Source organism: Pantoea sp. At-9b, assembly GCF_000175935.2.
GTDB lineage: Bacteria > Pseudomonadota > Gammaproteobacteria > Enterobacterales > Enterobacteriaceae > Pantoea.
The window spans coordinates 3,730,400-3,751,573 of sequence record NC_014837.1; the positions used below are offsets into that span (position 1 = coordinate 3,730,400).

The window sequence follows — 21,174 nt, forward strand, 5'->3', positions numbered from 1 at the left end:
CCGCGACGGAAAATGTCTTATCCCACCTGCACCGACAGCATACTGATTGCCCCCATCTCCATTCCGTCCACCGGAATAGCGATCGCTTCATCTTCGCTACGCGCACCCAGCACATACAACAGCGGCAGATAGTGGTCCGGCGTTGGATTCGACAGCTTCGCGCCTTCATGCTGTAGATAGTTCACCAGCGGATGCGACGCGATATCGCCCTGATAATTCAGGTTATCCAGCACATATTGGTTGAAACTCTCCGCCCACGGATAGGCTTCGGTTGCGCCTTCCCAACGTAACATCCGCAGGTTGTGCACCACGTTGCCGCTGGCAACAATCATCACGCCGCTATCACGCAATGCGGCCAGCTTGCGGCCCAGCTCAAAGTGCCAGGCAGGCGGTTTCGTCCCATCGACACTCAGTTGTACCACCGGGATATCCGCATCCGGATACATTTTTGCCAACACCCCCCATGAACCATGGTCAAACCCCCATTCCTGATCGAGGTGGACCATTACCGGTGACAGCAACTCTGCCACTTCCTGCGCCAGCTGCGGCGAACCGGGTGCCGGGTAACGCACATCAAACAGCGCCTGCGGAAAGCCACCGAAGTCGTGAATAGTGCGTGGATTGTTCATCGCCGTCACCGCAGTGCCACGGGTGTACCAATGCGCCGAGACCGCCAGGATGGCGCGTGGACGCGGTAATGTCGCCCCCAATTGCTGCCAGGCCTGGGTATAACGGTTATCTTCCAGTACGTTCATCGGGCTGCCGTGACCAAGAAACAGGGCTGGCATGCGGGTGTTGCTCATGATTAATCCTCTGACAGAAGTGTCGATTTATTAATCGTTAAGATACGCCGATTTGCGTCAGGATTAACGCTGATAACTATGATGATCTTCATCAGAGAATTTGAATAAAAAAAAGGCCAGATCATCGATCCGGCCTTTTCTCACTAAGCGGTAACTTAGCTGGCGTGACGTGTTTCGTGCTGACGGCGATAGGCCACCAGATCTTCAATCGTCACCACGGGCATATCATGCTGCTTCGCAAACACCACGGCTTCCGGCGCATGCGCCATGCTGCCATCATCGTTGGTCAGTTCGCACAGCACACCAGCAGGTTTGAAACCGGCCAGCGTCACCAGATCGATGGTCGCTTCAGTATGACCACCGCGAGCCAGCACGCCGCCTTCACGAGCGCGCAGCGGGAACACGTGGCCCGGACGGTTCAGATCACTCGGTTTTGCGCCATCAGCGATAGCGGTACGGATGGTGGTGATGCGGTCTTTGGCGGAAACACCGGTTGTTACGCCCTGAGCGGCTTCAATGGTTACCGTAAAGCCGGTGCCGAATGAGCTGGTGTTGTTGTCCACCATCATCGGCAGGTCAAGCTGCTGACGGCGTTCTTCGGTGAGGCAGAGGCACACAATCCCGCTGCCGTGGCGAATTGTCAGCGCCATCTGTTCAACGGTCATGGTTTCGGCGGCGAAGATCATGTCGCCTTCGTTTTCACGGTTTTCATCGTCCAGTACCATCACACCGCGACCATTACGCAGTGCCTCGATAGCACGTTCTACACGCTGTTCCGGCGTGCCAAATTCAGAAAGTAGCGTCTGATTCATGGTAAAAAGCCTTTATTTAAAAATATGAGTTACCAGAATCAGGGCGAGCTTAGGAGTGCGTTTAAAACACATGGCAATAACGTGACACGGGCATAGCCCGATTGATGTCGTTACCCTCTCCCATCCGGACTTTAACCGTCGGCCCCGGAATTACACCGGATCTGCTGACCTTTCACTTTGCAGCGAAAGCGCTCGCGGGCTTTCAGCCGAAGCTGATTTACCGCCGGTGGGGAATTTCGCCCCGCCCTGAGAATAAGCAAGATCACTATAACGCCGATCACCTGGTCGGGCAATCAACAAAAGCGCAAATGCTTTTGCATTTCCTGCTGTGCAGATTTCAGGTTTAACCTTTTCGTTTCTGGCATTACACTTAATGCTTATTAAGACCGAATACGCGCTGTCATCGGCCCCCGTAACCAGGAAATTATCATGATCGACACGAAAAAAATTGAACAACTGGCTCGCCAGGTGCATGAAGCCATGCCGAAAGGCATTCGCGAATTTGGCGACGATGTCGAAAAGAAAATTCGTCAGGTGTTGCAGGCGCAATTAACCCGTATGGATCTGGTTAATCGTGAAGAGTTTGATGTGCAGACTCAGGTGCTACTGCGCACCCGGGAGAAACTGGCCGCGCTGGAACAACGTCTGGCACAGTTGGAAAGCCGTAGCGTACCGCCCGCTGCCGATGTAGTTAAGAGCGAAGAAGCGAAATAATGAAAAACGGGAGCCTCAGGCTCCCGTTTTTTCGTGCAGCTTAGTGGCTGCGAATGGTTTTGATGATATTGGTGGTAGAGATACCATCTTCAAAGTTGAGCACCCGCACGTCACCGCCGTTGGCCCACACTTCTTTACTGCCCGCGATATCTTCCGGCTTGTAGTCACCGCCTTTCACCAGCAGGTCCGGCAACACCTCAGCAATCAGGCGCTGTGGCGTATCTTCTTCAAACGACACCACCCAATCCACGGCTTCAAGTGCACCCAGTACGATCATACGATTTTCCAGCGGGTTAACCGGTCGCGTTTCGCCTTTCAGGCGTTTGGTTGAGGCATCACTGTTGACGGCCACAATCAGGCGATCGCCGAGCTTGCGGGCATTGGCCAGATAAGAAACGTGCCCGGCATGCAAAATGTCGAATACACCGTTGGTCATCACCACTTTTTCACCGCGCTGGCGCGCCTGAGCCACCGCCGCTTTTAACTGCTCTTCGTCCATCACGCCAAAGCCACTATCCGGGCGGGCGTGAATGGCGTTTTCCAGTTCGACCGTGCTCACGGTTGAAGTACCCAGTTTGCCCACCACGACGCCAGCCGCCGCATTCGCGAGGAAACAGGCATCTTCGAGGCTTTCACCGGCTGCCAACACCGCAGCCAGTACGCCAATCACCGTATCACCGGCACCGGTAACGTCATACACTTCCTGCGCTTGCGTAGGCAGGTGCAGCGGCGCTTTACCCGGCTGCAACAGCGTCATACCGTTTTCGGAACGAGTCACCAGTAACGCGGAGAGATCGTAATCCGCCACCAGCTGCATACCACGGCTGACGATCTCTTCTTCGCTTTTGCACTTACCCACCACCGCTTCAAATTCTGACAGGTTCGGAGTCAGCAGCGTGGCACCACGATAGCGGGCAAAGTCGGTGCCCTTCGGATCAATCAACACCGGCACTTTGGCTTCGCGCGCTAACTGAATCATGGTCTGCACGCTGTTCAGTGCCCCTTTGGCGTAGTCAGATAGCACCAACGCCCCCGCCTGTGCCAGTGACTGACGCAGACGTTGATGGATCGGCTCAGGATCAACCTGGTCAAATCCCTCTTCAAAATCGAGACGGATCAGCTGCTGATTGCGTGACAGAACGCGCAGTTTGGTGATGGTTGGATGGCTTTTTACCGCCACAAAATCGCAGTCCACTTTCACCTGCTGCAACGTGTTACTCAGCACACGAGCCGCATCATCTTCGCCAGTCAGGCCAATCAGACGTGAAGCCGCGCCCAGTGCTGCAATGTTCATCGCCACGTTGGCTGCGCCGCCTGGACGCTCCTCCACAGTATCCACTTTCACCACCGGTACCGGTGCTTCAGGCGAGATACGGCTGGTGGGGCCATACCAGTAGCGGTCTAACATCACATCACCGACAACCAGCACAGCGGCCTGGTTAAATGCGGGCAGTGTTACTTTCATTCCAGAGACTCCAGACTGCGATAAAAATAGTGCGCGGATAATAGCACATATGGCTTAGTGTTCCGCGCTGTCAGATTCAGCCCCAGCCAGCCAGCGTTGCCAACTGGCATTGACCGTAGCACGTTCTGCCGCGAAGGCTTCCGGCTCCACATGACCAGGCAGTTCCTGCAACGCCAGATGATGCAAGGCATCGCGCAGCGTGACATATGCATGTGTCAGCGCACGCGCTTCCTCATCCGGCATAATGTCGTGCTGCGCCATCAGCTCAAAAATGCGCACATTATCTGACCAGCGCGTTAACGCTGGCTGTTGAGCGGCGTAGCCTAAGACAAGATATTGGGCGATGAATTCAATATCGGTGATACCACCTTCATCGGTTTTAATTTCCCAACGCCCTTTGTGTTTGTTGCTCAAATGGGCGCGCATTTTTTCGCGCATCTCGCGCACGTCTTTCTGCAGGGTATTGGCATCGCGCGGCAGGCAAAGAATACCACGGCGGATTTGATTAAATTGCTCGCACAGCGCCGCTTCACCAAACACAATGCGCGCCCGAACCAGCGCCTGATGTTCCCAGGTCCAGGCTTCGTTACGTTGATAATCATCGAAGGCCGCGAAAGTGCTGACCAGCATCCCGGCTGCACCGGATGGGCGCAGACGTGCATCCACTTCATACAAAATGCCCGACGAGGTCCGGGTACTGAACAAATGCATCACCCGCTGCGCCAGACGCAGATAGAACTGGCGACCATCAATCGATCGCTCGCCATCGGTAACCGCATCGTCCGGGCAATCATGCAGAAAAACCAGGTCCAGATCTGAACTGTAGCCCAGTTCCCAGCCACCCAGCTTGCCATAGCCAACAACGGCGAAGCCGCGTTCGTCGTCGCGGGTCAGATGCGACGGGCGGCCATAGCGCTGCACCATCATGTTCCACGCTTGCTGGACCACCGATTCAATGATCGCTTCTGCCAGCCAGGTTAAGTGATCACTCACTTTCATCACCGGCAGCGTTTCGGCAATATCCGCAGCAGCGATACGTAGATGCTGTGCCTGCTTAAACTGACGCAATGCTTCCAGTTGCTGTTCTTCATCATCCGTGGGAATACGCATCAGGTACTGACGCAGTTCATCACGGTAGGCATCCGTCGCGGTCGGTTGATACAGCGTCGCCGGGTCGAGCAGCTCATCGAGCAACAAGGGATAACGAGCCAACTGGCTGGCGACCATTGGCGAAGCCGCGCACAGGCGAATCAGATGGCGCAGAGCACCATGATATTCCGTCAGCAGCTCAAGATAGGTACTGCGCGTTAACACACCCAGCAATAGTGGGGTCAGGCGGTTGAGGATGACCGCCGCATCGTTGCGCGGGCACACCTCGCTGAGTAAACGCGGCATCAGTTGATCGAGCGCCTGGCGACCGCGCGGCCCAATAGTACGGCGGCCCACATCCAGACGGAAAGCGTTCAACGCGTCGTACAATACCTGCCGCTGCGCCTCGTCCAACTGCGGCACCAGCGCAGCCAGTTCGCTCTCTTCCAGCGAGTCCTGCCATAACACCGCGAATTCCGCCAGTTCACGCTGATCGTCGATATCGGGGGTATCGTCACCAATCAGTTCATCGAAAATGGCACGCACACCCGCCATATGTTGTTCAAGTTGGGTGATTAGCGTTGGCCAATCCGTCATCCCCATACCCCAGGCCAGACGCTGGCGGTCCAGCGCATTTTCCGGCAGGGTCTGCGTCTGTTCATCATTCAGACTTTGCAGCAGGTTTTCCAGGCGGCGTAAAAACAGATAGGCTTCACGTAAGTGCTCAACCTGCTGGGCGGTCAGTAATCCCAGCTCACCAATCGCCGACAGCGTTGGCAGCAGAGAACGCAACTGAAGTGAGCGCTCACGTCCACCACGAATTAGCTGGAATACCTGGACAATAAATTCAGTTTCACGGATACCACCCGCACCCAGCTTGATATTGTCTTTCAGACCGCGGCGACGTACTTCGCGTGCGATCATCCCTTTCATGTTCCGCAGCGACTGAATGACGCTGAAATCGATATAGCGACGATAGACAAAAGGTCGCAGCATCTGCTGCAACTCCTGGCTCCAACGTCCCTGGTCATCACCCATCAGGCGCGCTTTGACCATGGCATAGCGTTCCCAGTCACGCCCCTGTTCCTGATAGTAATCCTCCAGCGCCGCAAAACTCAGCACCAGCGGACCGCTGTCACCAAACGGACGCAGACGCATATCCACACGATAGACAAAACCATCCACCGTGGGTTGATCGAGCACTTTAATCAAACGCTGGCCCATGCGGGTAAAGAACTGGGCATTATCCAGTTCGCGTCGACCACCGCGCGTCACGCCATTCTCAGGCCAGGCAAAAATCAGGTCGATATCTGAGGAAAAGTTGAGTTCATTGCCGCCCAGCTTACCCATACCGAGAATTAACATCGGCTGCGCTTCACCCGCCGCATTGCAGGGAGTGCCGAAGTCGCGGCAGCAATCCTGCCACACCCAGTCTCGCGCGGCGGCAATCAGGGTTTCTGCCAGCACGCTCAGCTGTTGCAGGCTTTCAGTGGTGGTGGCCTGGTGCAGACACTGCATCCACGCAATGCGTACCAGCATATGACGGCGAAACAGGCGCAACTCACGCATCAGGCCATTTTCACTGTCGATGCCTGCCAGCGCGTCGTTTAGCCAGCTGGCATAATGCTGCCACTCATCAGGTTGGGGAGCCTGTTGTTGCAACTGCTGCCACCACTCAGGGTGCTGTTGCAGGTTGTCGACAATAAAGTCACTGAATGCGATCGCGCCCGCCTGTTCAGGGGTTAGCGCGTCTGGCGATACCTGTAATTTTTCGGCCGCACTGTTCAGTTGCGCCTGCATCAACGCTGATAACGGTAACAACATCTCCCCTCCCTGAATGATTGTCTGCTTCGCGTTAACGCGAAACGCCGCTGGTGAGCCAGAATGGCACCTGCTTAATAGCCTGATTGACCAACGTATTCAAACCACGCTCCTGCTGGATATAGATCGCGTGCTGCAATGTCTGCCAGGCTGACAGCCAGTTGTTAACCTCTTCAGCCGGATACGCTCCCGCCAGCAGATGGACCGCCAGAAGTTGGCGGTTCAGGCGGGTTGCTTTATCCTGGAACTCATTAAACAACTGTACATCCGCAAAGGTATCTTTCAGGTCAGCATTGATACGGCTCAGCATGATGTCGCTGAAACGCTTGAAGGAACCCTGCAATTTGTTTTTACTCTTGTCATCCAGCCAGTTTTGCCACTGGGTTTCGACTAACCAGTGCGTCAGCGCCAACTGGGCTTCAACGGAGGCCAGAGAAAAGCACAAGCTCTGCGCGTCCTGATCCGGGTTTGCCAGCAGCTCTTCAATGCGCGTTAATTTCTGGCGCAAATCGCTGCTGGCCTTGCGTGGCACCAATGCGCCAAACAGCGAGAACGCCTGACGCAACGTTTCCAGCGCTTCCTGTACTGTAGCTCTCGCTGCCGGATTACCCCGCAGCCAGACTTCTTCATGGTATTGCCAGTGGTTCAACCCCGCTGATAAGGCATTGATCATCCCCTGCTCTACCGTAGCTTTCGCCGGGATCTTTAGCAGCGGGAAGGTGCGCAGTGGACGTGGCGGATTACCTTGTGCCAGCTGGTAACCGCGGGCGGCTTTGCTCAGACTACCAAGACGCAATCCTCCCATCTCGATCAGACTGGCGGCAAAATTCAGCAAATCCGTGCGGCTACCTTGTTTCAACTCCAGTTCCACTTCGTAGAGCGGTTCGCTGAATTCACCGGCAGCCACGGATCCACGGTCAAACGCCACTTCGATTTCGCTGTCGAGAAACTGCACCAGCCACATCTCGCGCTGAAAATGGGTGCTGAATAACGGTTCCAGCCGCTGCTGTAACGCCGCAACATCGGTGCCCTGCGGCCAGATGTCGTCAGGCAGTAACGCGATATCCAGCTCCGGTGCGTTGAGGTCGACGTTGTACTCCGGCCGCTGATGCAACCCACCTACGGTTTTGCCAGACGCTTTGAGCGTCATTTCATAACGTTGATCAACGCCACGAATGCGCAGCCCCATATCCCAACGACGTAGCTGGTTGTCATCGGTTTCAAAATAGATGTTGGTCAGCTCACGTGCCGCCACATGCTGATGAGGCATGGCCGCCAGCGTGGTGGCAAGTTTTTCGGCCGCTTCCGGGGTGGCAATGAACTTTAATTCGATTTCGATGGTCATAATTTTTTTGAATACGCTGCTGGCACTTTAGAAGTTAATCTGGCGAAGAGTAATGCACTGAATGCGCGCTGTCTTGGGTTTCTTTTGCTTTTACGACCCTTTTCGCACCAGATTGAGACCAGGATAGTTCTCATTCAGATTTTTGAGAAGCCTCTCCAGACTGTGCCAGTGTTTTTATGCCTTTACCAAACTTTGATATCGAATGAAAAAAATTACTTTTGCCGCTCTTTCTTTGCTGGCTTTCAGCGCCATCACGCCAGCACATGCTGCCGAAAAGCGTTATATTTCCGATGAATTATCCACCTGGGTACGCAGCGGGCCTGGCGATCAATATCGTCTGGTTGGCAAGCTGAATGCCGGGGAGGAAGTGCAGTTGTTGCAAACCAACAACGACAGCCAATACGGTCAGATCCAGGACTCTCAGGGTCGCACCACCTGGATTCCACTGTCACAGCTGAGTACCGATCCCAGCTTGCGCACCCGTGTGCCACAGTTGGAACAGCAGGTGAAAGATCTCACCGATAAACTGCAGAATATCGACAACAGCTGGAACCAGCGCACGTCAGAAATGCAGAATAAGGTGGCCAACAGCGACAGCACCATCAACGATCTGAAAGACGAAAATCAGAAGCTGAAAAACGAGCTGATCGTCGCACAGAAAAAAGTCAGTGCCGCCAACGTCCAGTTGGATGATAAACAGCGCACCATCATCATGCAGTGGTTTATGTATGGCGGCGGCGTGTTAGGTGTTGGCTTGTTGCTGGGTCTGGTTTTACCGCACATGGTGCCGCGTCGCAAAAAGAACAATCGCTGGATGAACTAACCCCATCCTTGTTCTTTTTCCAGAGGGGATCGTAAGATGCCCTCTTTGGCATGTCCGAATTTTGGCCAAACTATGTAACAATTAAAGTCAGATGCGTGGATGCCGCGCAAAGGCAGTTGACCCCTGGAGTAGTTGAGTGAAGACGTTTCTGGTCGGTGGCGCAGTGCGCGATGCGCTGTTGCGTTTACCGGTAAAAGATAAAGATTGGGTCGTGGTCGGTACCACACCTGATGCGATGCTGGCGCAGGGCTTTCAGCAAGTTGGCCGGGATTTTCCGGTTTTTTTGCATCCGCAAAGCCGTGAAGAGTATGCGCTGGCTCGGACTGAGCGTAAAACCGGCAATGGCTACACCGGCTTTGTCACCTGGTTTGCACCGGACGTCACGCTGGAGCAGGATCTGCAACGTCGCGATCTCACCATCAATGCTATCGCTCAGGCCGACAACGGCGCGTTGATCGATCCTTACGGCGGCCAACGCGATTTGGCTAACCGCACCCTGCGCCATGTTTCCAGCGCCTTTAATGAAGACCCTCTGCGCGTGTTACGCGTGGCGCGCTTTGCGGCCCGTTTCGCGCACCTCAATTTTCGTATTGCCGAAGAAACCCAGGCGCTGATGCGCGACATGACCGCCAGCGGTGAACTGGCGCATCTCACACCAGAACGCGTCTGGAAGGAAACGGAAAAAGCGCTGCTGACACACAATCCACAGGTCTATTTCCAGGTGCTGCGTGACTGCGGTGCCTTGCAGGTGCTGTTCCCGGAACTCGATAATTTGTTTGGTATCCCCGCGCCCGTTAAATGGCATCCGGAGATCGACACTGGCATCCATTCGCTGATGACCTTAACCCTGGCCGCCGCGCTCTCCGATGAGCTGGATGTCCGTTTTGCGACGCTATTCCACGACGCAGGCAAAGCCGTTACGCCACCTGAAAAGTGGCCGAGTCACCATGGTCACGGTGTGGCAGGGGTACCGATTGTGGCCGCACTGTGCGAACGGCTGCGAGTTCCCAATGCGATACGCGATCTGGCGCTGATCGTCGCCGAATTTCACGATATGGTGCACACCATTGAGCGTCAGTCGGCGCAGGCATTGATTGCGCTGTTTGATCGTGTCGATGCCTGGCGCAGGCCGCAACGCGTGGAGCAGATCGCGCTCACCAGCGAAGCCGATGCGCGTGGTCGTGCCGGGCTGGAAAGCAACGCCTATCCACAAGGGGATTATCTACGCACGGCCTTTGCACTGGCGCAGGCCGTCCCGACCAAAGCCGTCGTAGAGGCGGGATTTAAAGGTCCGGAAGTGCGGGAAGAATTAACGCGTCGGCGTATCAAAGCGGTACAGGAAGGATTGATCGACACGCGGCCAGCCTGAGCTGGCCGCGCAAGGTATTACGTGAACAGCATGTACACCACGCCCGCAATGATAAAGCGGTAGATGGCGAAGGAAACAAACGAGATACGTTTAATCAGTTCCAGGAAGGCTTTGATCGCAATCAATGCCACCACGAACGCCGTCACAAAACCGACCGCGAACATCGGCAGATCCTGCATCGTCAGGAAGCTCATGCTCTTGTAGAGATCCAGCACCGTCGCGCCCATCATCATCGGCACGGCCAGAATGAACGAGAATTCCGATGCCGCATAGCGACTCACGCCCATCAGCATGCCGCCGGAGATGGTCGCACCCGAGCGAGAGAAACCCGGCCAGAGAGCCAGACACTGGAAGCAACCAATCATAAAGGCCTGACGATAGGTAATGTCATCAATACCCACCGCTTTCGGTTGCTTCGGTTTGAGGAATTCCGCCGCCAGCAGCAGTACACCGCCCACGACCAACGCGTACATCACGTTAATGGGGTTAAACAGCGTTTTGATTTGATCGTGCAACACCAAACCAATCACGACCGCCGGGACCATACCCAGCAGAATGTGGATCAGGGTCAAATGACCTTTACCCGTACCTTCATGTTTGACTTCACCAAAGTGAATACCGATTAAGCCAAAGAGCCGACGCCAGAACATCACCACAACAGCAAGAATGGAACCGAGCTGAATCACCACTTCAAAGGTTTCGGCGGTTTCACCCTCAAAGCCTAACAGGTGGCCGACAATAATCATGTGGCCAGTGGATGAGACCGGTAGGAACTCGGTCAGACCTTCCACTATCCCCAGGATTGCAGCTACCCAAAGCTGATGAATATCTGCCATCAACATTTTCCTCTATCCGTTTTAAACAGTAAAAAGGCGGTCGCATCTGCCTACCGCCTTAAATTATGCCTGCGCCAGTCTGAAGGAAACCTTAAGGTTTCCGGCAACTAAGCCGCACTAAGCGCGGCGGCTGCAACTGAGACACACCATAATTTGGTTTGGTTTCATTGTGATGGCAATCACATCGGATTTATTTAGGAATAGTCCCGCGCTCAATTCGCACGCCAACCGTTGCTGCCTGCGCTACAGCCCCCGGTTTGCCTACGCGAATGCGCACGCCGGGCGTTTTGAAACGGTTCATCAACAGATCCGCAATTTCTTCCGCCACGCGCTCAACCAGGGCAAAACGCTGGCCGTTGAGGTGGTTTAAGATCGCCTCGGTGACGTCAGCATAGCTGAGGCAATCATCAACATCGTCACTGGCCGCCGCCTGACGGTTGTCCCACGCCATTTCGACATCGAGCACCAGCTTCTGCTGCATGCCCTGCTCCCAGTCGTAAACGCCAATGGTGGTGAACACGGTGAGTTGCTCGATAAATACGATATCCATGATGTAGTCTCTGTTTTTGGCTATGCCGGATACCACTTCCGGCGGATTATGCGTATTATCCACACTTACCGAGAACAAAACGACCCTACAGGAACGGTATGGAACTATGAGTGCTATCGCGCTTGGTATGATTATTTTCGCGTATCTTTGCGGCTCCATTTCCAGCGCGATACTGGTATGCAAACTCGCTGGCCTGCCCGATCCACGCACTCAGGGATCAGGTAATCCCGGTGCCACTAACGTGCTGCGCATTGGGGGGAAAGCACCGGCCGCTGCCGTGCTGATCTTCGATATCGCCAAGGGCATGTTGCCGGTATGGATTGCGTATCTGCTGCATGTTGCTCCGCTCTACCTTGGCCTGACGGCCATCGCCGCCTGTCTCGGCCACATCTATCCGGTATTTTTTCGTTTTCGCGGCGGTAAGGGCGTGGCGACGGCATTTGGTGCCATCGCGCCAATTGGCTGGGATTTGACCGGGTTAATGACCGGCACCTGGCTGCTGACGGTGTTGTTAAGTGGTTACTCGTCGCTGGGGGCGATTGTCAGCGCGCTAATCGCGCCGTTTTACGTCTGGTGGTTTAAGCCACAATTCACCTTTCCCGTCTCGATGCTGTCCTGCCTGATTCTGTTGCGCCATCATGACAACATCCAACGCCTGTGGCGAGGTCAGGAAAACAAGATCTGGAAACGAAAGAAGAAGAAGACGAAGGAATAAAAAAACCGGCGCGATGCCGGTTTTTTTTCAGATGGCGGGTAATTCGGCTAACGGCCAGCGCGGTCGGACGCTGACGCCCAACTCACCGCGTGTACCGCCTTTCAGACGGACCATGCCCGCGTAGGCAATCATCGCGCCGTTGTCGGTGCAGAATTCCGGGCGGGCGTAAAAGACTTCGCCACCACGCACCTGCATCATCTCAGCCATCCGCTCACGCAACGTGCGGTTGGCACTCACGCCACCGGCGATCACCAGACGTTTGAAACCGGTCTGATCCAGCGCGCGTTTGCATTTGATCATCAGGGTATCCACGACCGCGTCTTCGAAAGCTCGGGCAATGTCGGCACGCGCCTGCTCATCTCCCGCATGTTCGCGGATGGTGTTAGCGGCAAAAGTTTTCAGGCCAGAGAAGCTGAAATCCAGGCCCGGACGATCGGTCATCGGACGCGGGAAGGTGAAACGACCTGGCGTGCCCTGCTGCGCCATCCGCGACAGCATCGGTCCGCCCGGATAGTCGAGACCCAGTAGCTTGGCGGTTTTGTCGAAGGCTTCACCCGCCGCATCATCGATGGATTCGCCTAACAACGTGTATTCACCAATCCCGGTGACACTGATCAGTTGGGTGTGTCCGCCTGATACCAGCAGCGCCACAAACGGGAAGTCCGGTGGGTTATCTTCCAGCATCGGGGCCAGCAGATGGCCTTCCATATGATGGACAGGTACCGCGGGTACATTCCAGGCAAAGGCCAGCGCACGTCCAACAGTCGCCCCCACTAACAGGGCACCGACCAGACCAGGTCCGGCGGTATAGGCCACGGCATCAATCTGCTGCGGCTGTAATCCGGCCTGTTTTAACGCCGCCTGAATCAACGGCACCGTTTTCCGCACGTGATCGCGCGATGCCAGTTCCGGCACCACACCACCGTAATCGGCATGCAATTTTACCTGGCTATATAATTGATTTGCCAGCAGACCGGACGCATCGTCATAAATCGCGATGCCGGTTTCATCGCAGGACGTTTCAATACCCAGAACTCGCATAGCTTTTCATACCCTCTTCTTGCGGCGCGCAGTGTATCACAGGGAGATCACCGGCCGGACAACTTTGGGCTGGAAAAAGTGTTTTTCCGCCGCGCAAAGAGTGCGCTATACTCCACGGCCTGAAAAAACCGGCAGCCGCAATGGCAAACGCCCCTGTTGGTTTCAATTTGTCCTTGGTGCTTTACAAGCCAACCGCGGTTGGAGTAGAATTATGCACCATTTTGAAATGTGCTGGCGCCGCAGCCAGCAGCAAAACCGAATTTTATCGAGGTGAGAGTTACATGCCGGTAATTAAAGTACGTGAAAACGAGCCGTTCGACGTAGCACTGCGTCGCTTCAAGCGTTCCTGCGAGAAAGCAGGCGTTCTGGCTGAAGTTCGTCGTCGTGAGTTCTATGAAAAACCGACTACCGAACGTAAGCGCGCTAAAGCGTCTGCTGTTAAGCGTCATGCCAAGAAACTGGCTCGCGAAAACGCACGCCGCACTCGTCTGTACTAATATCTTTCGGAGGTTCGCCTCCGCCGCGTGATCAACGCAGACAGAGTCAAGTAAGAGGCCGTGCTTTCCGAAAGGAAGCGCGGCTTGTTGCCGTTTATGAGCTGAAAAATCGGGGCTTATGGCTGGACGAATTCCACGCGTATTTATCAATGACTTACTTGCCCGCACGGACATCGTGGATCTTATCGATGCCCGCGTAAAGCTGAAAAAGCAGGGTAAGAACTATCACGCGTGTTGCCCATTCCATAACGAAAAGACGCCCTCTTTCACTGTAAACGGCGATAAGCAGTTTTATCACTGCTTCGGCTGTGGTGCCCACGGCAATGCTATCGACTTCCTGATGAATTTTGATCGTCTGGAATTTGTTGAAAGCATTGAGGAACTGGCCACCCAGCACGGCCTTGAAGTGCCCTATGAAGCGGGTAACGGCCCCAGCCAGATGGAACGCCATCAGCGCCAAAGCCTTTATCAGCTGCTGGAAGGTCTGAACACCTTTTATCAGCAGAGTCTGCGCCAGCCGCAGGCACAGCCCGCTCAGCAGTATCTCGCTACCCGCGGCCTTAGCCAGCAAGTGATTGATCACTTCGCTATTGGTTATGCACCACCGGGATGGGATAACGCGCTCAAACGCTTCGGCCAGCAGCAGGACGATCGCGAGTCACTGATGGAAGCCGGCATGCTGGTCAGCAATGACAAAGGCCGGACGTATGATCGCTTCCGCGATCGCATCATGTTTCCGATTCGTGATAAACGCGGACGGGTGATTGGTTTTGGCGGCAGGGTGCTGGGCAACGATACGCCGAAATACCTGAACTCGCCGGAAACGCCGATTTTCCATAAAGGCCGTCAGTTGTATGGCCTGTATGAAGCGCAGAAAAACCATCCGCAACCCGCGCGTCTGCTGGTGGTGGAAGGTTATATGGATGTGGTGGCCCTCGCGCAGTTCGGCATTGATTATGCCGTTGCCTCGCTGGGCACCTCGACCACCGCCGAGCATATCCAGCTGCTGTTTCGCTCGACCGAAAACGTGATTTGCTGTTACGACGGTGACCGTGCAGGTCGTGAAGCCGCCTGGCGCGCGCTCGAAACCGCACTGCCCTACATGAATGACGGTCGTCAGCTACGCTTTATGTTTTTGCCTGATGGCGAAGACCCGGACACGCTGGTGCGCAAAGAGGGTAAAGCGGCGTTTGAAGCGCGGATGGAGCAGGCGATGCCGCTCTCCACGTTTCTGTTCGACAGCCTGCTGCCGCAGGTTGATCTGAGCACGCGCGACGGTAAAGCACGCCTGAGTACGCTGGCGCTGCCGTTGATCAGCCAGATCCCGGGCGAAACCCTGCGTATTTATATGCGTCAGGAATTAGGTAATAAACTCGGTATTCTTGACGATAACCAGTTAGAGAAGCTACTGCCGAAACAGGCCGATAGTGGAGCCGCACCCACTGCACCACCGTTGAAGCGCACCACCATGCGTGTACTGGTGGCATTGCTGGTGCAGAATCCGCAATTCGCCACGATGGTGCCTGCTCTTGAAGGTCTTGAACAGTCAAAAATGGCGGGTTTACCCTTGTTTGTGGAGTTAGTCAGCCGTTGTTCTGAGAATCCTGGCCTGACGACCGGACAGCTACTAGAGTTATATCGCGGGACAAATTTTAGTCAGACACTTGAAACACTGGCTACCTGGAACCACATGATAGTGGATGAAGAGGCAGAAGCAGTATTTCAGGACTCTCTGGCGAGTCTCTACGATTCCGCACTGGAACAGCGGCTTGAAGCGCTTATCGCGCGCGATCGTACTGAAGGATTAAGTGCTGCCGAACGCCGTGAATTCTGGGCATTAAGCCAGGCACTGGCAAAGAAATAATCGTTTTAAGCGCTCTGGTTGCCGATACCGTTAAAATGGCAGGGAACCGGGGCGATAAGCATTAGCGGAACCTGACGAGAAGCCAGGCCCGAAAAAAGAATCCAAGCGGCTTAAGTGCCGATTATAGAAGGGCAAAAGCCCTGGCCGCGACGAAGGCAGCGGCAAAAACACAACGCCTTCACTGTTATTGTTGGCTCGCTGCCGACCGACACCAATCTAATTAACAGAAGTGTGGATACCGTCTTATGGAGCAAAACCCGCAGTCACAGCTTAAGCTACTTGTCACCCGTGGTAAGGAGCAGGGCTATCTGACCTATGCTGAGGTCAATGACCATCTGCCGGAAGATATCGTCGACTCCGATCAGATCGAAGACATCATCCAGATGATTAACGATATGGGTATTCAGGTGGTGGAAGAAGCCCCTGATGCCGATGATCTGATGCTGAATGAAAACAGTGCCGATACTGATGAAGATGCTGCGGAAGCCGCCGCTCAGGTGTTGTCCAGCGTTGAATCTGAAATTGGCCGTACCACCGACCCGGTGCGCATGTATATGCGCGAAATGGGTACTGTTGAACTGCTGACGCGCGAAGGCGAAATCGACATCGCTAAACGCATCGAAGACGGCATCAACCAGGTTCAGTGCTCCGTTGCAGAATATCCGGAAGCGATCACTTATCTGCTCGATCAGTACGATCGTGTTGAAGCGGGCGAATCACGTCTGTCCGACCTGATCACCGGCTTTGTCGATCCGAACGCTGAAGAAGATCTGGCACCGACCGCAACTCACGTTGGTTCTGAGCTGTCTGAAGAAGACCGCGATGACGACGATGAAGATGACGAAGAGAGCGACGACGACAGCTCTGACGACGATAACTCTATCGATCCGGAACTGGCGCGCGAAAAATTCGTCGAGCTGCGTACCCAGTACGAAACCACCCGTACAGTGATCAAAGCCAAAGGCCGCAGCCATGCGGACGCGGTTGCCGAAATTCAGAATCTTTCTGAAGTGTTCAAACAGTTCCGCCTGGTACCGAAGCAGTTCGACTACCTGGTGAACAACATGCGTGAAATGATGGAGCGTGTGCGTACTCAGGAACGCATCATCATGAAGCTGTGTGTTGAACTGTGCAAAATGCCGAAGAAAAACTTTATCACCCTGTTCACCGGTAACGAAACCAGTGAAAGCTGGTTCAAAGCCGCGCTGGCAATGAACAAGCCGTGGTCAGAAAAACTGCTGGAAGTGCAGGATGACGTGATGCGTTGCCTGCAGAAACTGCTGCAAATCGAAGAAGAGACCGGCCTGACCATTGAGCAGGTTAAAGACATCAACCGTCGCATGTCTATCGGCGAAGCCAAAGCGCGTCGTGCGAAGAAAGAGATGGTGGAAGCTAACTTGCGTCTGGTGATTTCAATCGCCAAGAAATACACCAACCGTGGTTTGCAGTTCCTCGACCTGATTCAGGAAGGCAACATCGGCCTGATGAAAGCGGTTGATAAGTTTGAATATCGTCGTGGTTATAAGTTCTCAACTTACGCCACCTGGTGGATCCGTCAGGCCATCACCCGTTCTATCGCCGACCAGGCGCGTACCATCCGTATTCCGGTGCATATGATTGAGACCATCAACAAACTCAACCGTATTTCGCGCCAGATGCTGCAGGAGATGGGTCGCGAGCCGACGCCGGAAGAACTGGCTGAGCGCATGCTGATGCCGGAAGATAAAATCCGCAAAGTGCTGAAAATCGCTAAAGAGCCGATCTCCATGGAGACGCCGATTGGTGATGATGAAGATTCGCATCTGGGCGATTTTATCGAAGACACCACGCTGGAACTGCCGCTGGACTCTGCTACTTCGGAGAGCCTGCGTTCCGCAACGCACGACGTGTTGGCGGGTCTGACTGCGCGTGAAGCGAAAGTGCTGCGTATGCGTTTTGGTATTGATATGAATACCGACCATACGCTGGAAGAGGTAGGCAAACAATTCGACGTAACGCGTGAACGTATCCGTCAGATTGAAGCCAAGGCGTTGCGTAAACTGCGCCATCCAAGCCGTTCCGAAGTACTGCGTAGCTTCCTTGACGACTGATTCAGTCAACATCAAAAAACCCCGGCTTGCCGGGGTTTTTTATTGCCTTCAACTCAGCGGTAGCGATTCACGCAACTGACGATAGGCGGCAGCCATCTCCTCCAGCGAAGCTCGATTCAGACCACTCGGATTAGGCAACACCCACAGGCGGGTATCACCGAGCATCTGCTGCTGCTCGCCCCACTCCACCTTACGTTGGCGAAACGCGCGCTGGAAGGCATCTTTGCCCAGCACAGCCAGCGCACGCGGCTGATAACGCAGAACTTTTTCCTGCAATCGACTACCGCCATCACGCAGTTCGTCACCCGCCAGCTCCGTAGCCTGCACGGTAGGACGCTCCACCAACATGGTGATGCCACAACCGGTTTCCAGCAATCGCTGTTCCTGCTCTGGCTTAAGCTGCTCATGAGTAAATCCCGCCAGATGGATCACCTTCCAGAAGCGATTCCCTGGATGCGCAAAGTGGAAACCGGTATGCGCCGAGGATTGGCCCGGATTGATACCGCAGAACAGTACCTGCAAATGCGGGGCGATAATATCGCGAATGTTGTGATCACTCATGCCAGCGCCAACCCAGCACGTTGCTTCACCGACTGACGGCTGTCAGCCAGGATATGCTGCGCCTCAGTATCGTCCGGACAAGCACGTGCCAGCGCCATTGCCCCGACCATCTCGGCCAGCATACTGGCGGCGAGGCTATCAGCCCGAGGAGTTCCCAACTGCTGCAAGGGTTCGGCCAGACGCTGACGCACCACTTCACGTCGCAGGGAAAATAGCTTACGCGCCTCCAGCGGCAAATGCGCCATTTCGCTGGCCAGTGCGGGGAGAGGGCATCCTTCACCCGGCATCGCACGATGTTGATCGGAGAGATAATTATCGATCAGCTGTTCCAGCCGCTGGGCCGGGTCTTTGATCTGTACAATCTCAGCCAAACGCAGCGCGGAGTCAGCAAACATCTGCTCAATCACGGCCTCCACCAGGGCATCACGCGATGCGAAGTGGGCATAGAAGCCACCATGCGTTAAACCGACACGCTTCATCAGCGCGGCTACGCCAATGCTTTCAGTGCCACACTCACGCATCACTTTCGCCGCCTCATCAAGAATGCGCTGGCGCGTGCGCGCTTTGTGACTCAGCTTTTCCATCTCCCTTCCCTCCCGCTCATCAGTTACGACAATCATAGTAATTATTACGACCATCATATTCCAGCTTGACGAAAAATATTATGACCGTCATATTTATCACGTCAAATATGATAACCATCATTTAGAGGAACCGACCATGTCATCATCTCAACTGGCTTTGATCACCGGCGCATCCAGCGGTATTGGCGCGACTTATGCAAAACAACTGGCCGCTCGCGGTTACAACCTGATTCTGGTCGCACGCGATGCCGCCCGCCTGAACGCGCTGGCGCAAAGCTTGCGGGAATCAGCAGGGGTGGAAGTCTCCGTTCTCCCGGCCGATCTCACCAACCCGCAGGATTTGCAGCGTGTTGAACAGGAAATTCGTGATAACCACCAAATCACCCTGCTGCTGAATAACGCGGGTATGAGCGTCGAGGGCGAATTCATTGACGCGGATATCGCACGTATTCAAACCATGCTGGCGTTGAATATTGTGGCCCCCACGCAGTTAGCGCACGTCGCAGCCCAGGCATTTCGCGCTCGCGGTCACGGCACCATCATCAACATTGCATCGGTGCTGGCATTGATTCATGAACGTTTTAACGGTGCTTATGACGCCACAAAATCCTTTGTCTTAACCCTGACCCGCGCGTTGCAACGCGAGCTGGCGGAGAGCGGCGTCCATGTCCAGGCGGTGCTGCCAGGGGCAACACGTACCGAAATTTTCGATCGTTCAGGCACACCGATTACGACATTCCCGGCAGAAATGCTGATGGAGGTAGACGATTTGGTGAGCGCGGCGTTGAGCGGACTGGATGCGGGTGAGCTGGTCACCATTCCATCACTGGAAAACACGGGCCTGTGGCAAGATTTTGATAACGCCCGACTGGCGCTGCAACCCTATTTATCGCTGAACAAACCCGCGTCGCGCTATCAACAGGCATGAGGGTAACGAGAGGCAGGGTATTCTCGCCCTGCTTCAGATTCGTCTGCGGATGAGGGGATCTTTGTCGCAACGGGCAAAGGATCTACGAATTTTCTTATGGATATCAAAGGGTCAGAGGCTGTGCTAATTTTGAGCAACCAGCTATCAATGGCTGGATTGCCCTGGCGAGATACTTTATAATCCCCGCTCCGCTGGCCCCTTAGCTCAGTGGTTAGAGCAGGCGACTCATAATCGCTTGGTCGCTGGTTCAAACCCAGCAGGGGCCACCAAATTTAGTGATATTAATCATGCACTTGAACCGCTATCTGAAGCGGTTTTTTTGTAGCCAAAAAATCGATTGGCAGCAAAATGGCAGCAGATTTTTTTCACCCACCCTTCTGCTACCACCGCCATTCGTGCCTTATGGCTACCGCTGCTCGTTTCACACAGCCCCAAAAGGTGATCACATGGAAGAAATGCACTTTGTTTATATCAATGCCCGAGGCCATATAAAGGCTCATTCACTGGTACAAGTTAGCCACAGCGAAGAACATATTCAGGGTGTTTGCATTAACACGCATATGCTCAAAACTTACAGGAAAGACCGTATTCTTAAACAGACCGAGTCTGGATCATTAGCCTCTGAATCTGTTGGTGCATTCTCTCCTGAAAATTACCGCCACCTTTTTACTTTAAGCCCCCCTAAAGAAGTCACATTCGACATCTGCTTTACAGGATTCAAAAAGGCTGACAAAGAACGGTTAATTGAGTGCGCAACGGCGAACGGTATGACGGTTAGAAGTTCGGTGACTCAAAATCTTCAATTGTTATGCTGTGGCTACAATGCGGGGCCGACCAAAGTTACAGCGGCACGTATGAAAGGTGTGGTAATCCTTGATGAAGAACAATTTGCTGATTTTGTAAAAACAGGTGAGATACCTGAAGTATAAAAGCCCGTGCTGCACGGGCAATTTAGATGCATTCGCACAGGCTCGAACTGACAGTTTCCGTGGACAGGGTGCAATCTGATCTGACAGTCTCCTTTGAGCGAACAGCGGATGTTCCCAGTTATTCATCACAAATGATGAAAGCATTATATAATACATCACGATGCATAGATTAATGTGGAGATATCATACCAGGCATTGTAACATTGCTGTGCTCAACGATTATTTTTCACACCTTCAGTCATAACACGGTCTGGCTCAGTCAAGTTATGAAATTCTATATTGAGATTAAAAACAATAAAAGTTGTAGAGTGAAGGAGTCGACATTACTAACTGAGGGT

At 54.2% G+C, this 21,174-nt stretch carries 19 protein-coding genes, 1 tRNA gene and 1 riboswitch; of the genes, 10 read left to right on the forward strand and 10 right to left on the reverse strand.

Translation table 11 applies throughout. From position 1 onward, the window contains the following. Window positions 1–17 precede the first annotated feature (17 nt). Window positions 18–803 (reverse strand): 4,5-DOPA dioxygenase extradiol, encoded by a 786-nt coding sequence (gene ygiD / locus PAT9B_RS17085; protein ID WP_013510533.1) that lies wholly within the window; start codon window positions 801–803, stop codon window positions 18–20. Window positions 804–958: 155 nt separating this feature from the next. Next, on the reverse strand, window positions 959–1,615 hold the full coding sequence (gene ribB / locus PAT9B_RS17090; RefSeq protein WP_013510534.1) for a 3,4-dihydroxy-2-butanone-4-phosphate synthase: 657 nt from the start codon (window positions 1,613–1,615) through the stop codon (window positions 959–961). 108 nt (window positions 1,616–1,723) lie between these two features. Then, window positions 1,724–1,873: riboswitch (FMN riboswitch) on the reverse strand. Between the two features lie 171 nt (window positions 1,874–2,044). On the opposite strand from ribB, the gene PAT9B_RS17095 reads away from it, so the two are divergent. Beyond that, window positions 2,045–2,329: an accessory factor UbiK family protein gene (locus PAT9B_RS17095; RefSeq protein ID WP_013510535.1), complete on the forward strand. Its 285-nt coding sequence runs from the start codon at window positions 2,045–2,047 to the stop codon at window positions 2,327–2,329. Between the two features lie 40 nt (window positions 2,330–2,369). On the opposite strand, the gene hldE is transcribed toward PAT9B_RS17095, so the two are convergent. Genes hldE through PAT9B_RS17110 form a run of 3 tightly spaced genes read right to left on the reverse strand, consistent with a single transcriptional unit; the run spans window position 2,370 to window position 8,049 of the window. Further along, window positions 2,370–3,794, reverse strand: coding sequence for a bifunctional D-glycero-beta-D-manno-heptose-7-phosphate kinase/D-glycero-beta-D-manno-heptose 1-phosphate adenylyltransferase HldE (gene hldE / locus PAT9B_RS17100; RefSeq protein WP_013510536.1), 1,425 nt, complete (start codon window positions 3,792–3,794; stop codon window positions 2,370–2,372). A 54-nt stretch (window positions 3,795–3,848) separates the two neighbouring features. Continuing rightward, window positions 3,849–6,707, reverse strand: coding sequence for a bifunctional [glutamate--ammonia ligase]-adenylyl-L-tyrosine phosphorylase/[glutamate--ammonia-ligase] adenylyltransferase (gene glnE / locus PAT9B_RS17105; RefSeq protein WP_013510537.1), 2,859 nt, complete (start codon window positions 6,705–6,707; stop codon window positions 3,849–3,851). A 31-nt stretch (window positions 6,708–6,738) separates the two neighbouring features. Continuing rightward, window positions 6,739–8,049, reverse strand: a complete 1,311-nt coding sequence (locus PAT9B_RS17110; RefSeq protein WP_013510538.1) for an inorganic triphosphatase — start codon at window positions 8,047–8,049, stop codon at window positions 6,739–6,741. Between the two features lie 202 nt (window positions 8,050–8,251). On the opposite strand from PAT9B_RS17110, the gene PAT9B_RS17115 reads away from it, so the two are divergent. Further along, complete coding sequence (locus PAT9B_RS17115; RefSeq protein WP_013510539.1) at window positions 8,252–8,872, forward strand: TIGR04211 family SH3 domain-containing protein; 621 nt, start codon at window positions 8,252–8,254, stop codon at window positions 8,870–8,872. 136 nt (window positions 8,873–9,008) lie between these two features. Continuing rightward, window positions 9,009–10,241, forward strand: a complete 1,233-nt coding sequence (locus PAT9B_RS17120) for a multifunctional CCA addition/repair protein (RefSeq protein ID WP_013510540.1) — start codon at window positions 9,009–9,011, stop codon at window positions 10,239–10,241. A gap of 17 nt (window positions 10,242–10,258) precedes the next feature. Here PAT9B_RS17120 and bacA read toward each other — a convergent pair whose 3' ends face one another. After that, a complete protein-coding gene (gene bacA, locus PAT9B_RS17125; protein WP_013510541.1) occupies window positions 10,259–11,077 on the reverse strand; it encodes an undecaprenyl-diphosphate phosphatase in 819 nt (272 codons plus the stop codon). A gap of 190 nt (window positions 11,078–11,267) precedes the next feature. Then, window positions 11,268–11,627 carry a bifunctional dihydroneopterin aldolase/7,8-dihydroneopterin epimerase gene (gene folB, locus PAT9B_RS17130; RefSeq protein ID WP_013510542.1) on the reverse strand — a complete coding sequence of 120 codons (360 nt, stop codon included), beginning with the start codon at window positions 11,625–11,627 and terminating at the stop codon, window positions 11,268–11,270. 106 nt (window positions 11,628–11,733) lie between these two features. On the opposite strand from folB, the gene plsY reads away from it, so the two are divergent. Further along, window positions 11,734–12,342: a glycerol-3-phosphate 1-O-acyltransferase PlsY gene (gene plsY / locus PAT9B_RS17135; protein ID WP_013510543.1), complete on the forward strand. Its 609-nt coding sequence runs from the start codon at window positions 11,734–11,736 to the stop codon at window positions 12,340–12,342. 27 nt (window positions 12,343–12,369) lie between these two features. On the opposite strand, the gene tsaD is transcribed toward plsY, so the two are convergent. Further along, complete coding sequence (gene tsaD, locus PAT9B_RS17140; protein WP_013510544.1) at window positions 12,370–13,383, reverse strand: tRNA (adenosine(37)-N6)-threonylcarbamoyltransferase complex transferase subunit TsaD; 1,014 nt, start codon at window positions 13,381–13,383, stop codon at window positions 12,370–12,372. 281 nt (window positions 13,384–13,664) lie between these two features. On the opposite strand from tsaD, the gene rpsU reads away from it, so the two are divergent. The 3 genes from rpsU to rpoD all read left to right on the forward strand — a co-directional run bounded on the left by rpsU (window position 13,665) and on the right by rpoD (window position 17,834). Beyond that, window positions 13,665–13,880, forward strand: a complete 216-nt coding sequence (gene rpsU, locus PAT9B_RS17145; protein WP_001144069.1) for a 30S ribosomal protein S21 — start codon at window positions 13,665–13,667, stop codon at window positions 13,878–13,880. Between the two features lie 118 nt (window positions 13,881–13,998). Further along, entirely contained in the window at window positions 13,999–15,744 is a 1,746-nt protein-coding gene (gene dnaG, locus PAT9B_RS17150; RefSeq protein WP_013510545.1) for a DNA primase, read from the forward strand. 245 nt (window positions 15,745–15,989) lie between these two features. Next, a complete protein-coding gene (gene rpoD, locus PAT9B_RS17155) occupies window positions 15,990–17,834 on the forward strand; it encodes an RNA polymerase sigma factor RpoD (RefSeq protein ID WP_013510546.1) in 1,845 nt (614 codons plus the stop codon). 48 nt (window positions 17,835–17,882) lie between these two features. Here rpoD and mug read toward each other — a convergent pair whose 3' ends face one another. Both mug and PAT9B_RS17165 read right to left on the reverse strand, forming a co-directional pair. Next, entirely contained in the window at window positions 17,883–18,395 is a 513-nt protein-coding gene (gene mug, locus PAT9B_RS17160; RefSeq protein WP_013510547.1) for a G/U mismatch-specific DNA glycosylase, read from the reverse strand. Beyond that, window positions 18,392–18,979, reverse strand: a complete 588-nt coding sequence (locus PAT9B_RS17165; protein WP_013510548.1) for a TetR/AcrR family transcriptional regulator — start codon at window positions 18,977–18,979, stop codon at window positions 18,392–18,394. The genes mug and PAT9B_RS17165 overlap by 4 nt, the downstream gene beginning before the upstream one ends. Before the next feature lie 136 nt (window positions 18,980–19,115). On the opposite strand from PAT9B_RS17165, the gene PAT9B_RS17170 reads away from it, so the two are divergent. The 3 genes from PAT9B_RS17170 to PAT9B_RS17180 all read left to right on the forward strand — a co-directional run bounded on the left by PAT9B_RS17170 (window position 19,116) and on the right by PAT9B_RS17180 (window position 20,836). Further along, window positions 19,116–19,907 carry an SDR family oxidoreductase gene (locus PAT9B_RS17170; protein ID WP_013510549.1) on the forward strand — a complete coding sequence of 264 codons (792 nt, stop codon included), beginning with the start codon at window positions 19,116–19,118 and terminating at the stop codon, window positions 19,905–19,907. 193 nt (window positions 19,908–20,100) lie between these two features. After that, window positions 20,101–20,176 (forward strand) — tRNA-Ile (locus tag PAT9B_RS17175). Between the two features lie 177 nt (window positions 20,177–20,353). Further along, entirely contained in the window at window positions 20,354–20,836 is a 483-nt protein-coding gene (locus PAT9B_RS17180; protein ID WP_013510550.1) for a BRCT domain-containing protein, read from the forward strand. Window positions 20,837–21,174: the final 338 nt, after the last annotated feature.

Coding starts and splice junctions, on each gene's coding strand:
- PAT9B_RS17115 (WP_013510539.1), top strand. CDS start 8,252: ATGAAAAAAATTACTTTTGCCGCTCTTTCTTTGCTGGCTTTCAGCGCC.
- PAT9B_RS17170 (WP_013510549.1), top strand. CDS start 19,116: ATGTCATCATCTCAACTGGCTTTGATCACCGGCGCATCCAGCGGTATT.
- glnE (WP_013510537.1), bottom strand. CDS start 6,707: ATGTTGTTACCGTTATCAGCGTTGATGCAGGCGCAACTGAACAGTGCG.
- folB (WP_013510542.1), bottom strand. CDS start 11,627: ATGGATATCGTATTTATCGAGCAACTCACCGTGTTCACCACCATTGGC.
- PAT9B_RS17110 (WP_013510538.1), bottom strand. CDS start 8,049: ATGACCATCGAAATCGAATTAAAGTTCATTGCCACCCCGGAAGCGGCC.
- PAT9B_RS17165 (WP_013510548.1), bottom strand. CDS start 18,979: ATGGAAAAGCTGAGTCACAAAGCGCGCACGCGCCAGCGCATTCTTGAT.
- dnaG (WP_013510545.1), top strand. CDS start 13,999: ATGGCTGGACGAATTCCACGCGTATTTATCAATGACTTACTTGCCCGC.
- mug (WP_013510547.1), bottom strand. CDS start 18,395: ATGAGTGATCACAACATTCGCGATATTATCGCCCCGCATTTGCAGGTA.
- ribB (WP_013510534.1), bottom strand. CDS start 1,615: ATGAATCAGACGCTACTTTCTGAATTTGGCACGCCGGAACAGCGTGTA.
- PAT9B_RS17095 (WP_013510535.1), top strand. CDS start 2,045: ATGATCGACACGAAAAAAATTGAACAACTGGCTCGCCAGGTGCATGAA.
- PAT9B_RS17180 (WP_013510550.1), top strand. CDS start 20,354: ATGGAAGAAATGCACTTTGTTTATATCAATGCCCGAGGCCATATAAAG.
- plsY (WP_013510543.1), top strand. CDS start 11,734: ATGAGTGCTATCGCGCTTGGTATGATTATTTTCGCGTATCTTTGCGGC.
- rpsU (WP_001144069.1), top strand. CDS start 13,665: ATGCCGGTAATTAAAGTACGTGAAAACGAGCCGTTCGACGTAGCACTG.
- ygiD (WP_013510533.1), bottom strand. CDS start 803: ATGAGCAACACCCGCATGCCAGCCCTGTTTCTTGGTCACGGCAGCCCG.
- bacA (WP_013510541.1), bottom strand. CDS start 11,077: ATGGCAGATATTCATCAGCTTTGGGTAGCTGCAATCCTGGGGATAGTG.
- rpoD (WP_013510546.1), top strand. CDS start 15,990: ATGGAGCAAAACCCGCAGTCACAGCTTAAGCTACTTGTCACCCGTGGT.
- hldE (WP_013510536.1), bottom strand. CDS start 3,794: ATGAAAGTAACACTGCCCGCATTTAACCAGGCCGCTGTGCTGGTTGTC.
- tsaD (WP_013510544.1), bottom strand. CDS start 13,383: ATGCGAGTTCTGGGTATTGAAACGTCCTGCGATGAAACCGGCATCGCG.